Genomic DNA, 14,058 nt, shown 5'->3' on the forward strand with positions numbered 1-14,058 from the left:
GTTGGTTAATTAATAACTGTATTCTCAGGCCACATAAAATAGGCACCAAAACGCTTACTATATTTAAATTCACCACCTACATCCTTACCTTTATCTGTAAGTGAGTGCTTATCATCAATCAGAGACAAATAACCTACAGAAGTTAATTTCTCAATTAAATCTGGTGTTTTAAGTCCGAGTTTCTTAGCAAGTTTTGATGATGTTAATTTTGCTATGTCAGTATCATTAATGTTTTCGCTGACTTCAATTTCTGGTGATTCTTTAGGCACTATTTTTTCTAATGAGATACGAATTTCATCACTAATACGGATGATCCGTTGAGCCTCTTCGTAGGCATCTTTATACATAACTGCATCTTCATTACGAGAAACATGTATACCCATTTCGTTATTATTCACTTGGCTAAATTCATATAAATTGAGGCTTGTTATAATGCATGATTCTTCGTTTAGATAGCATTTAGCATGTAGGTTTTTACAAAAACTAGTTCTAATAAAGGTCAGTTCCTTTAACCAATTAATTTCGTTTGGCTGTAGCTCACTTTTACCATATACAATGCGAACATCTATCTTTAATCGGTTCTTATCTTCTAATAACTCTTTGATGCGATCATTCAGCTTGAGATACGGACTAATCAAAACCAAGCGTTCGGATGCACCCTTAATTAATTCTTCAAGATAGTAATTAGTCGCGCTTGTATTTAGAAATTTAGCCATCTGATTTGAAATCCTTATCAATAAAAACTGAGTAATAAGATAAAGTTAACATGTGAATAACCTGAAAACAATGGCATGAAAAACCCCCTGCTACCTAGAAATACGTCTTGGATAAAATATTTAAATAAGCATTGAAAATAGACATTTAAATTAGAGTTAGCTCGAAAGGCATATTCACCAAAATAGTGCAAAATCATCTTGGTGATATGTGGGATATTTAACGGATTAAACTGTCAGAAATACGGTTCTAACATGACATCTCTAACTGGGACCTACATTGGCTGTTAAAGCAAGTTAGAAATGTCACATAGTTCACCAAGATAGGAATGTCACATTGGTTACTTATCCGGTTTTAATGGTTCGCGTAAAATAGGATTGATTTGTCGTGCTCTTTTTTGTGCTGTTCGGCTGAACGTTTGCGCGCTTCTCGTTCGCTCCAACGTGTCACTTCTTTCTTCCTGACTGCGTTTAGCAAAAGACAGGGCCGCACCCAACCGTTTGTTATCAACAACCGCACCTTGATTAACCTGTCGCAGTTTATCGAACACGTGGTAAGGCAATGCCTTACCACAATGCTTTATGCTCAATGTGCCATCCGGGTAGTCGTATACCATGACGTTCTTACCTCCTAAACGCGCTGTCGCATCCGTAGGCTCTATCAGGTAAACCACTTTGTCGTATTGCAATGTTAACGCGTTCGATACCTTACGGGTCTTTTGACGCGCGAATATGTCGTCGAGTTCTTCTGAACTTTCCCGTAATGGACGGTGTGCTTCTTCTAAACTATGCGGCGCTCGACCAAAGCGGTGATTGAAATCTGCAATGAAAATAGGCAGCCACGCGTTCGCTTGCTCCATTGAATCAATGCCTGCAAGTCGCATTTCTTTGATTAGCCTGTCTTGTAGGGTTTTGTTTGCTCTTTCAACTCGCCCCTTAGCTTGAGAGCTGTTAGCACAAATTAAATCGATATTTAATTCATACAAGGCACGACCGTATTGTGTCATCTGATTACCACTAAGAGGCGCTTTCTTATTGATTCTAAAGACAGAATGCTTGTCGCTGTAAAAAGCGATGGGCTTGCCATGTTGCTCAATATATTCCCGTGTCGCATTCATGTAATCATATGTTGATTCCACTTCACTGAAGCATAATGTCATTAATCTACCGGTGGCATCGTCAATAAATACCAATAGACAACATTTATCTGCACGACCTTCGAACCAGTCATGATGTGAGCCATCAATTTGAATAAGCTCACCTAAAGACTCTCGCCTATACCTGGGTTGGTAAGTCTTTGGCTTAGGTTTCGCACGGGACTTCCATAAGCCTTCGTCAATCATCCAGTGCCGTAATGTCTCTGATGACAGCTTGATACCATGCTGTTCGAGTAATTTCTCATTCGCAAATGTAGGCCCGAAATCCGCGTATTTATCTTTGATAATACTCAACGTATGTCGTTTGAACGCTGGTGAGAAACGTCGATTACTTGGCTGTCCTCTTTGCAATGAGGCTAACCCTGATGCACCGTTGTCACGGTATTTGTTAACTAACCGTTGAACCTGTCTTCGCGTTAAGTTAAGGGCGTTTGAAGCATTTATTTGGGTTAATCGCTTCTCACAAACGTCACGAATAACATCAACACGATTTAATTCTTTTTGATTCATAGCAAACAGCATGACACATAGCTCTAAAGAGGGTTAGTAATGGAAACTAATCCTATCAGAATGTGACATCTCTAAGTTGGGGAAATGTGACATTACTATATTGGGTTAACATGGTGAGAAACGTCGATTACTTGGTTTTCCTCTTTGCAATGAGGCTAACCCTGACGCACCGTTTTCACGGTATTTGTTAACTAACCGTTGAACCTGTCTTCGCGTTAAATTAAGGGTGTTTGAAGCATTTTCTTGAGTTAATCGCTTCTCACAAACGTCACGAATAACATCAACACGATTTAATTCTTTTTGGTTCATAGCAAACAACATGACACATAGCTCTGATAGGATTAGTAATGGAACTAATCCTATCAGAATGTGACATCTCTAAGTTGGGGAAATGTGACATTACTATATTGGGTTAACAATTATAATATGTCAACAAAACACAAATAGTCTTACATTTGGCTAACAATTATGTAGCATCTCGCTTTTCATGTTAGGTTAACATTTTTATAATTTTTTTATAACAAAATTTGCTTGTTTGTTATGGCTGAAAATAAGTATAATTCTGTAAACTATCGTGTAGAAATAACGTTAAATTTAAAATTAAATAATGAGAAAATAAAATGAGAAAATGTTTATTAATTTTGTTGGTCCTGTCATCGAGTGCTAATTCTGCTGATTCTGATTCTGGTGAATGTGTTACAGGAACAATAACGGGACTTAATGTTGGTCAAATGGGGAGTGATAAATCTCCGTCTCGTGCATCAGATAATTTATCTGTGCGAATCGAGTCTAATAATTGGAATAAATCTCAAAACCATATTAGATGCGATACCAGTACGGGTACGCAATGCTGGATAGGTATTAAGAGCTCGTCAAGTCTTGGTGATCCTCAAGGTCGAGTTATGTATGACGCCATAAAATCAGCGTATTTTCTTGGTCATGAAATTACACTGTATTCACATAACCTTAGCAATGGTAAGTGTGAAAGCTTCGATCAAGTTACCTTGCTAAAGTAAATAAAATAATAAGTAATATTTTAGGTTTGTGATAAGTATATCGTGAAATATGAGTACTTATCATTTAAGAAAGGATGTCACGTGAATTACACTAAATTAACCCTATTAGTTATAAGTCTGTCATATTTTTATCCATCAGTAAGCTACAGCTCCACTCCACTCCCTCTATTCGCTACAGAAGTCGATAAAGACTTACCTAAGCCACTAGAATTTTCTGAAATTCTTGCTTTGCTTGAACAGAGCCCTTGGTATTTTAAAAAGGCACCGACTTATGCAAGGAGGCCTAATGCAGAAGAAATAGGTAAATCTTTTACAACTTGGATTGTTAAAGATGGAAAGCTAGTTGCAGAAACAAAGAATAATAAGCTGGTTAAAAATGACGATGTTATTGCTAGAAATGAAGACCCATTAACGATACTTAATGAAAAAGGTGAAAAAGTATATAACGAATGGGTGATCAATGGGACTAAATTTGAAGAGTTATACGGTTCCTTGCCTATGGCATCAAAAGTATCTAAACCCTACTATAAAATTGTTGGTAATCAGATGGTGGAGGTAAATCAGGATATTCTTGATATTCTCGGTCTTCAAAGTGGGGAAGATATCTGGGTGGATTGGGGGAAAATGGCAATATATAACGATAGCTTTCTTACTGATGCTGGTTACACGATTAATGGAGAGCACATTAATACATATGAAATAGCGGGTGAGGACGTTGAATCAAAGATACAGGAAAATAAATTAAAAAATTTAAACAACGTAGCCGATGACATTAATGAGAATGATGAATCTAAGTTCATAGATGTCGCGAGTGAATTTAGTAATGCGATTGAAGAACTAATTATTGAGAATGATAGTTTAAATGGTGATATGGTACCAGTGATAGGTAGCATTAAAAGAGTTGCTGGGGATGGTGCTAATAGAGAAATAGAAGTTTCTTTTGTTAATGTGGATACTAATGAAATAGTAGTCGTTCAGACTGAAGATGAGAGCATTTTAGAGTTTAAAGAGATGATGGAAGAAAATATCTCTGATTTAGGTTCACTTAATGTTGCTTTTAGTATAATACAAGTTATCAATTACTTTGATGAAGCAAGAAAAACAAATGTAGATAGCCAAATCCATAATAATCTATACCGTGCAGTTAAAGCTCATGAGTATTTATATGATATACAGATGGGAACAGGTGTCGTTGCTAGTATCAATGAATTTGTGCGTATTTTTTCTGACATCGAGATGATCGCAAGTCCGGCAACTGTCGCCTTTACCAGTGTGTTTGGCATTGAGTTTGCTGCCGGTGTAATTATGGATGCTTTCCAAATTCATTATGCGCAGACTGATAGACAGAAGGCTGTTTTTGGCTCACAGCTTTTTTTTGATTCTACTTTTTTAGTGACTTCCGTCGCGAGCCTTATTCCAGGTGTAGCTGCGTCATTGGGTTTTGAAGCGGTAAGTCTTGTTGGCACTTCAATGGTATCAGGATTCTTGGTACCTTTGGCAGGTTTAGGTCAAGGAATTATAAGTTTGGCTAATGCTTATGGTGGAGTTTCGGATGATGCTAAATCCGTTGGGTTATATTTTGATAGTGTTGATAAGGCATACCAGCAAGGCTACTACCTTGACTCTGAATCACAGGTCTGGTTACCGAGCCCTGGTGCGGTTATATCAAAAATAGATCTTGATAGTGAAAAGCTTAGTTATGATAGTCAATATATTTATAGTACTGGGAATTCTACCCATTGTCATCAATCGGATAATTGGATAAAGTCGCAGAATGCACCGTATATGATCCATGATAGATCCAAGGCAATAAACGTTCGACATTCTATGAACGGTGTTGATTCTGATGCTCCAATTGGTCTTCCAGTAAGACATCAACCTCTTTATTTACCCTATACACCTAAGTCATACATCTCATATAATTGGAATATGTTGCCATTTGCATTTGCTAAACATGATAAAGGGTTTAGCATACTTAGAGATATCGAAAATAGAAAGCAAAGAGACTTCTGTTTTGACTACTATATATGGCCTTCAGAAAAAATTATGCAATCTATTACACAGGAATATGTAAGTACTCATATTAAGGTTGTATTAGATGGTATCGATAGAACTTTAATCATGCCAGACTATTTGTCTACAGCAGGGTTAAAGACGATGAAAGGTTATATTACGTATGAATTACAAGGATTGGGCGGTAATTATTCTATCATCGCTAATAAAGGGGCATCCTTAAGTCTTGTAGGCAATAATAGTATGTCTAATTGGTTTATTAATTTTGGTAAACAAAATATTAGTGACCTAGAGTTTAATGCTAAAGGGTTCAACATTAATGGCATTAACGTTGAAATAAATAATAGAGATGAATTTTTTGATTCAATTTATCTGACTGATGATACGGGTAGTGTATATTACTTGGATCTTGAAGCTAACGATCTGGAAACGTCAGAAATTGATGTAGAAGAGTATGGTAATGACACTTCTTTAGAAGAAGGTATTAGTCAATTGATCCATGATAAAAAATTACATGGTAATATTATTAAGCTTGATAACTATCAGAAGGACGGTACAAAATTTGGTGTCGCTTTCTATGATTCAGCACATGAACAAGTGATCTATACCAATAGACAAGACATGAATGACTTTCTAAAGGGATCGAAACTTGTTTATATCGATTATAAAGATAAAAATGAAGGAATGGTTACAGATGTAGATAAAATAGGGACTGCATATTTATTTAACCCTGAAGAGGCGTTTTTATGGCAGGTCGATATAAATTCTGGTGATGTAAAAGCTGTATATAAGCCTCATTTCTCCGCGAAAGAGGGAGGGGATTTTACAACGTCAGGTGCTTGGTTTGAAAATGGCGTTATCTATTTTAGTATCACTCAGAATGCAGACGATAGTGATGACGATATTATATATACTTACAGATTACATAATGAAAAACTAGAACTGGTATCGATAAAGAATGATGATACGATATCTGATTACCTCGATATAAATAGCAATAACGTAGATGTCGAAGTGTTATTGTCCCAACAGGGGTTTACCAGTCAAATAAACTTAAAACCTGATGCTATTATTGAAGCATCACTATCAGATCGTATCTTTATTTCAAGAACAGCTACAGGTTCAACATCGGATGATACTAAGCGTAATTTATATTGGATGTTTAGGAAAGAATCGGACCACTTTGATATAGTTCGAGCTAATTTTGGCACGACTATTCCAGCAGATTATCAAGACTTAACTTTGGTTAAAGAAAATAATAATAATTCGTTTTATTTTTATAGTCATAACAATGGATACCTTTTTCTTCAGAAAGGGCAAGGGTTATTAGCGAGTCCCAAAGCAATAAGAATGGCTGATAATATAAAAATAGAGAGTGTTTTTTCAAATGATAACTCGTTATTATTAAAAGATAAAGACGGCGTATTATATGAAATGGATAATTTAGGTAACGCATATCTGATGGGAGTAAGTAAAGATTGGCTAAAACATGCATCGACAGGTGAGCAAATCGATGTAAAAAGTAAGCTAATTAGTAATATAGAGGTGTTACTGAAAAATAAAAAAGAGAGGTTCGATTATATTGTACTTGTTGGTATTAAAGATAGTCAAGATACTGTTTTGAATGCGTGGTATGACTCTAACCTAGAAGATATTGCGATTATAGGTAAGAACCTTATCGGTAAGAATATTAAGTACCTTGGTAGTAATATGGAAAAAACAAAATCTTGGATATTTAATTTTTCAGATCATAGTTTATACAGTCAAGCGCTTTCGAAATTTACCTTTGAGCATGATGGGGAGCTGCGATTGAATGATGATCAAGATATTTTCGATGCAGAAATAAGCACTGCGTTTAAAGGAAATATTAAATCTGCATCAATGAAAGGTTCAACGATAGTTATTCAAACTGAAGACGGCCATTTTGTCAGTGTCGATGAAAAAGGCAATAAAGCATTAATTGGTGTATCTGCTGATTTATTTAATAATGGGGTTAACTTCAGTGAGAAAATAAATCGTGCAAAAGAGCATTATGACTTTACGTTACCTTCGGTGATCACAGTCAATTCTGAAGAAAGTAACGAGATATCTTGGTACTTAATGGATCAAGAAAAGCATATCACACTCAACAATCAAACAAGAACAGATAAATTTAACTTTATTGGACTTGGTGATGAGAATGGCAATACTTCATATGTATTAAATACAGTGACAAATGCGCTCCATGAAATAAAGGGGAATATCGATAATGTCATTGGTTATTATCAATCAATAATGTTGAAAAATCCTCAATTAGCATTTTTAATGACAAGTAAGCGACGTAGTGGAGATTTTCAGCAGCTACCGTTATTGGATCAGGTCGACTACTTAGAAATATTGGTTAATAATAATAAAGAAGTTGTAAGTATTATACAGGAAGATCTCAAACATTATAAAGTTATTAGCATACAAAGTAATGCACCGTTTTCTAAGTTCATCGTAGCAGGTGAAATAGATGATTTTTCTTTGTCTATCAAAGATGGTGGATTAAGCATAGATCATGTTAAGGATAGTGTGTCTGTTATATCTGTTAAAGAGGGGTCTAAAGGACGTTTGTCTAAACTTAAAATTGCAGGCGTTGAGTATCCTATAAGTTTATGGTTCAATGCGCTTAATTATTTGAACTCAGGATCTAATACCGATCAACATGAGTTATCAGATGTTATTAATATGATAGATAAACTTCGGCTAATAGCTATTGGTAGTATTAAAATGTGATGCTGAGTTCTGTCTATTCTGATGGATATAAATTTACTTAACCTTAGATGAGGCATCGCCGTTTATGGTGCAAGGTAAGGAATTTCAATGTTCCTTACCTTAAACATAGGCTGGTATTTATGGCTTATTCTTAACTGTAATGACAGTCATATATTTCTACATTGGACCCTGTAAATGATTCTGTGTAATTACCATTTTAGAGATGATCTTTTAATCGGTCTTCAAATTCAATGATAAAACGATTCATGGCTGCTTTCCAGTTATGGATCGGCATCGACCACTTTTTTGGGTTATGTCGCAAACTCAGATTGTAGGTTCTAAATTTAAGAGGCACTTTTCCTCAGATACAATTATGCCGCTAAAGAATAAAACTGTGAATCGCCCCCAGTTTACTCACACCTTACAACACTATACTCAGAAGAAGGCTAGAACCACAAATCTCAGTTAACCTTTTTCTCCCCATTTCTAACATTCCCAAAGACCTATCTAAAAGGACTATCAAACTATTATTGGCCTCGGCATAAGCACTAGCTGTGAAAATATCTCCTATTTGATGTTCAATGCTATATACGGTTTTGGTCCATCTATCAACCTAATCCAGTCTCGTTTTTTATGATCCAAAGGGTAATACAGCTACCAATGATACCCAGCAGTGAAGCCCGTATGAAGCCCTCCTGCACCTAGATCCTCTCCAAACAGATCAACCTCGACATTCGAGTAACGAACATCAAAACCGACATTGAAGTGCTCCAATGGTCTCCACACTACCCCCCCACCGATCCAAAGTCCAAAACCTCGATCATCTTCATCCTTATACGTACCATCGGATTGTTTAATCTCTCGATATCCATAACCTGAAGTGATCCCGCCTCCCACGTAGGGGGAAATGGCGTAATTAAAATCATAATAACGTCTAATACCAACCATAACCTCGGACGTTACAGCATCAACATGAGAATCACTGGAACTTTCATTATTTTTATCATCATCGGCAGAAACAAAAACATCAATCGCAATAACAAAAGGCCAACTTTGGTGCCCAACATCACTGATAATGCCAAATTCACCCTGTGAATCAAACTTCCCCCAATCACTGTCTAATGACTTATTACCGGAAAAAACATTTATATTACCGGTCCATCCATTTGCCTGCACGATGCCAGAAGCAAGCATTCCAATAATCAATCCAACACTCTTGTTCATTCCATTTCTCCAATTAAATAACGCAATTTTATGTCAAAATCATAATATCAATATTCGATAATTAGAGTTTCAAGGAACCTGTTTAAATGTCTTATTATGTCTGAGAATACGATGGGGTATATTCATAACCATTTGATATATAGGGGATGAGTATTTAAACATGAAGACAAAACCAGACAAAACTCGAAAAAACCAGACACTTTACATCTATCGACAAGATTTAAAGTGATAGGATTGCAACATATTGCCGATACGAGGGATAAGTATTGAACCGTTTTTTTATCGTACAACTATTAACTATTATGCTGTTGCTTTTTTATGCTGTACCAAATTATGTGATGCCGCTATTAGAGCCTCTTTGGTTACAACCAGGAAAAATTAAGTTTCAGACTTTAAGAAGTCAAGGCGTGGCAAATATACTGGCAGAACAATTGAATTCACAAGCAAATAAAGATGGCTCGAATAGTGTTAATTTGGATGATTTTCCCTACGCTGTAAAGGTGCAAACGTTTAGTGAACTCAACCTCACTAAAGTGCAATTAAGTACATTGAAACAAAATAACTTCTGGGTTCATCCAGAAACACTGTACTCATACAAGCTGTTAGCAAATAACCAAGTGCTTGTCATCGGTAATCCTGATACGCCAAACGAGGCGAGCTTGTCCCACTCTCAACGTGAAATTAAGGGGACTGTGTTTTTACTTATCCAAAAATTTAACCAGACCCCCATTGAGCAATGGGATACCTTAACTCAACAATTAACGACCATTTTTCGCTATCCAATAGAGATCCTGTCTATTGATGATTTGCTTTTAACCAGAGATGAGATTAAACAACTTCAGCAAGGACAGTTACTGACTCAAACTACTCTGAATGATCATGAATATGGTTCGGGTATTGATCGATTTTATCAACAGCTCTCCAATGGGAGTGTATTATCCGGTGGTCCAATCGCCCCCTTTATCACCGATAAATTGATTATTGGCAATTTCTCTATCTTGCTCAGTATCGGAATGTTCAATGCATTGATATTGCTGTTATCGTTGCTACCTACTTGGCGATCGACTCACTACTTAAACCAAATAACCAGCAAGTTCAGAGCGCAAGATTATACCAGTCGAATGCCTACCCTTTTTGCGAGTTTGCTCAACCCTCAAGCTCGCACTTTTAACCTGATGGCGCAAAGAACTGAGCAGCTTTTTTGTGATAATCAACAGCTTATCTATACATCTTCAAAAGCACTCAAACAGCCCTTAGACAAAATTGAACAACAGTTAGAAAAATACAAAAAAGGCGAACAACAAAACGAAGCATTAGACCAAATGGAGCAGTCGGTTAATGATATGCGCGATATTACGTCGTTAATTCTTCTCATTGGGAAATTCAATCGAGAAAAAGACAACTGCCAGTATATGGCCATTGAGTTTAGTGAGTGGATAAATAAACAAGCACAGCAATGGCAAATAAAGCTTGATAGCAAACTGACTGTTATCAATCATTCGGCAAGTGACATTGAGTCAGGGATCCTAACGTATATCGAACCTTATTATCTTGATAAAGCTATCTTGAGTATGCTGAGGCTTTCAACACAGGCACCACACGCATTAGAGCTGCATTTAATCATCAGCCAGCAAGTGAGTCAGGTAACTATCTATCAAAGTGACCATGAAACAGACACCAAGATGCTTACGAATCTAAATGAAAAATATCTTTTACTACTTGCTCAACAGTACAAAGGCCAGATTTTGCGTAATCATTCAAACGGTACAATAACATTGGAGATACCCAATGTTCTTTCGTAATTTATTAATCCAGTTAATATTTATCATTTCATTGTCTGTTTTTATCAGCTTTTCTTTTCTTATACCGACTCTAAACTCGTTTTGGCGTAATCAATCAGGCCATGTTGAAGCGATTGAAACCTATCGCTCTGCTGGCTCTATCTATTTGCTAGCAGAGCAACTCAATTTGATTAAACCTGATAAACAAATTGAAACACTGGCTCAACTGCAAACCCAATTCAACTATGCGTTGATACTGAAAAACAAAAACCAGTTATTACTCACCTCTGAGCAATTCAAAGCGTTAGAACAAGGTCAAACCTTGTTTGATTTAAAAAAATCAGAACTCTACTATCAACTGGACAATAATGATTTAATTTTGGTCATTGGCGATATAGATAATGCAGCCCCAATTTATCAAACAGCACAACAAGATGAGATTACCGCCATTTTAAACCTCATTGTTCAAGATTTATTAACGATGTCTTCGGCCGATTGGCCAGCCAGAATGGCACAAATAGACCTCTATTTTGCCGTCGATATTAAAATGATTGCCTTAAATGACAGCAGAATATCCGAAATCCAACGCCAAGATTTGCTCAAGGAAAAGATTGTTTTTCAGTATATTGAGCCCCTCAACCAAAATGATATTCCTGAATATGTTTTAAAAAAAATGCCCAATCACAATACCGTTATTGCTATTGGACCAATTAACAGCGTGATCGAAGAAAGCATTAACAATGATCTATTAATGCGATTTTTTATCATCATCGGCGTATTAATTTTGCTACCTTTGAGCATCTGGTTATATCCCTCTTGGCGTACCTCCGCTTCTCTACTCAAAGCGACAAGAAACTTTGGTAATGGTGATCTATCTAGCCGTTCTGCCATTTTTAAAGGCAGCAATTTAAATGGGTTAGCCACGACATTTAACAAGATGGCAAACAAAGTTGAGACGCTATATGAGAATAATATCATGTTGAATAATGCCGTTTCTCATGAACTGAGAACGCCGCTAACAAGAATTGAATTTGCTATTGAGTTACTTAGAGACCCTTCGCCAAAACAGCGAGAAAAACAGATACATCGTATTGAAAAAGCCACTTCAGAAATACGAATAATGTCTGATGAAATGGAGTTATATGCACGCTTTGACCAAGAACGACCTAACTTTGAATTAGTCACTACCGAACTGACAGCATGGTTCGATAATACAAGTCCAGAATGGATAGATGACGAGAAAGACATCATCATTAATGTTGTCCATTTATCACCTAAAATACATGTATCAATCGCGCCTTTTTATTTCAACAGAATGATTGATAACTTGATTAGAAATGCCTATAAACATTCTTTAAATACCATCAATGTGCACACCGAAATACGTGACAATGAGTGTCTCATTACGATTGAAAATGACGGTTTATCAATTGAAGATAAATATAAGAAGAAAGTGTTTGAACCATTTTTTAGGTTGGATCACAGTCGCTCGCGTAATTCCGGTGGAACAGGGCTTGGGCTCGCAATTGTTAAACAAATTGTTATCTGGCATCATGGCCAAGTATGGATTGAAGACTGCCATTCAGGAGGGGTAAAAGTAAAGATTATACTCCCCATAACAACATCATGTTAATTTGTTTAAGTGGAAGTAATAATGAACCGTCAAAGTATTCTAGTCATTGAAGATGATATTGATATCGCAGAGTCTATTTGTGACTACCTGCAACAAGAAAACTTCAATGCCACTTATGAGTCAAATGGATTACTTGCAGAAAAAAGAATATTGGCTGATCAACCCTCTTTAGTGTTGCTCGATGTCATGTTGCCCGGAAAAGATGGTATCAGTATATGTCGTGATGTTCGTTCCTCTTATAACGGTTATATTTTAATGTTCACAGCAAAAGAAGACGACATAGATCAAATTGTCGGGCTAGAAGTTGGTGCAGATGACTATCTGATAAAACCAGTCAAACCTCGCCTTTTATTAGCCAAAATAAAATCATTTTTACGTAGAACCAGCTCCCCAAAGGCACAAGCACCGACACAACTCATTCAATTTGGTGCGTTATCTATCGATTCACTCAATCGAAGAGTCACTCTAAATGACATCAACATACACCTCACTAGCGCAGAATTTGATCTATTAGAAATACTGGCGAAAAATGCAGGACAAATACTGTCTCGTGCTCAAATTTCTATTCAACTGTTTGGCAAGGAATTTGATGGTTTAGAACGAGGCATTGATAACAGAATAAGCCAATTAAGAAAAAAACTCCTCGATAACGACCAGGTAAGCCCTCGCTTTAAAACCATCAGAAATAAAGGATACGTATTAGCTCCGGGGGCCTGGTAGAATAGCCAACTATGCCAATTTACCGCATACCTAAGACGACCGCATTCCTCCAACATGGATTAAGAGAGCTGTTATGTCCATCAGCTTTCCAATTTAGGTTGACCGTTACAGTTTGGGGGGAAGTTACTTTCTGGACAAAAAAATAGACAAACCGAAGTTTGTCTATTTTTAATTACCTTTGTCTAAATTTTAATTACTCGGCTACGACTGATGACTGTTAATTAAGATTGTGACTTAAGGTATCTAAAAATCATAGCTTTAGAGTCTAGATATTTCGAATTAAGTTTGTGACACTTAACTTCAACCTCCAAATAAAAAACACTGTAAATTTAATTAAGTTTGTGACCACGTTTTACAACTAGTTCTGGCTCTTATCTAAATGCTAGCCATTATTGTACAGCACTATAATCAGAGGAGGGTTAGAGCAGTAAATGAATTTGTTCACACGCTCTGGCTAAAGAATGTGATTTAGCAAGGACAGGATCAGGCTAGCTAACTCATTCTTGGACATAACTTTGTTAGAGTTACATAGTCATTAGGTTTTGTAGGGCAAGT

General features: G+C 36.5%; 9 protein-coding genes. 5 read left to right on the top strand and 4 right to left on the bottom strand.

Annotated elements, in window-relative coordinates; translation table 11 throughout:
• Positions 1-5 precede the first annotated feature (5 nt).
• From HWV03_RS17955 to HWV03_RS17965, 3 genes are all read right to left on the bottom strand, one after another.
• Entirely contained in the window at positions 6-716 is a 711-nt protein-coding gene (locus HWV03_RS17955; protein ID WP_211677100.1) for a phospholipase D family protein, read from the bottom strand.
• 338 nt (positions 717-1,054) lie between these two features.
• A complete protein-coding gene (locus HWV03_RS17960) occupies positions 1,055-2,380 on the bottom strand; it encodes an ISNCY family transposase (RefSeq protein WP_211677101.1) in 1,326 nt (441 codons plus the stop codon).
• Between the two features lie 105 nt (positions 2,381-2,485).
• Positions 2,486-2,689, bottom strand: coding sequence for a helix-turn-helix domain-containing protein (locus tag HWV03_RS17965; protein WP_211677102.1), 204 nt, complete (start codon positions 2,687-2,689; stop codon positions 2,486-2,488).
• 311 nt (positions 2,690-3,000) lie between these two features.
• Here HWV03_RS17965 and HWV03_RS17970 point away from each other — a divergent pair, with 311 nt between their 5' ends.
• A complete protein-coding gene (locus HWV03_RS17970) occupies positions 3,001-3,396 on the top strand; it encodes a hypothetical protein (RefSeq protein ID WP_211677103.1) in 396 nt (131 codons plus the stop codon).
• A gap of 81 nt (positions 3,397-3,477) precedes the next feature.
• A complete protein-coding gene (locus HWV03_RS17975; RefSeq protein ID WP_211677104.1) occupies positions 3,478-8,166 on the top strand; it encodes a TcdA/TcdB pore-forming domain-containing protein in 4,689 nt (1,562 codons plus the stop codon).
• Positions 8,167-8,799: 633 nt separating this feature from the next.
• Here the strand turns inward: HWV03_RS17975 and HWV03_RS17980 are convergent.
• The gene (locus HWV03_RS17980) at positions 8,800-9,369 is read right to left on the bottom strand and encodes an outer membrane protein (RefSeq protein WP_211677105.1); all 570 of its coding nucleotides are present in this window, start codon (positions 9,367-9,369) and stop codon (positions 8,800-8,802) included.
• Between the two features lie 266 nt (positions 9,370-9,635).
• Here HWV03_RS17980 and HWV03_RS17985 point away from each other — a divergent pair, with 266 nt between their 5' ends.
• The 3 genes from HWV03_RS17985 to HWV03_RS17995 are packed head-to-tail and all read left to right on the top strand — an operon-like array spanning position 9,636 to position 13,503.
• Complete coding sequence (locus HWV03_RS17985) at positions 9,636-11,171, top strand: HAMP domain-containing histidine kinase (RefSeq protein WP_211677106.1); 1,536 nt, start codon at positions 9,636-9,638, stop codon at positions 11,169-11,171.
• On the top strand, positions 11,158-12,783 hold the full coding sequence (locus HWV03_RS17990; RefSeq protein WP_211677107.1) for an ATP-binding protein: 1,626 nt from the start codon (positions 11,158-11,160) through the stop codon (positions 12,781-12,783). The genes HWV03_RS17985 and HWV03_RS17990 overlap by 14 nt, the downstream gene beginning before the upstream one ends.
• Positions 12,784-12,804: 21 nt before the next feature.
• Positions 12,805-13,503, top strand: coding sequence for a response regulator (locus HWV03_RS17995; protein WP_211677108.1), 699 nt, complete (start codon positions 12,805-12,807; stop codon positions 13,501-13,503).
• The last annotated feature ends 555 nt before the right edge of the window (positions 13,504-14,058 follow it).

The sequence above is a fragment of the Moritella sp. 36 genome, assembly GCF_018219415.1.
In the GTDB taxonomy this organism is placed as follows: Bacteria; Pseudomonadota; Gammaproteobacteria; order Enterobacterales; family Moritellaceae; genus Moritella.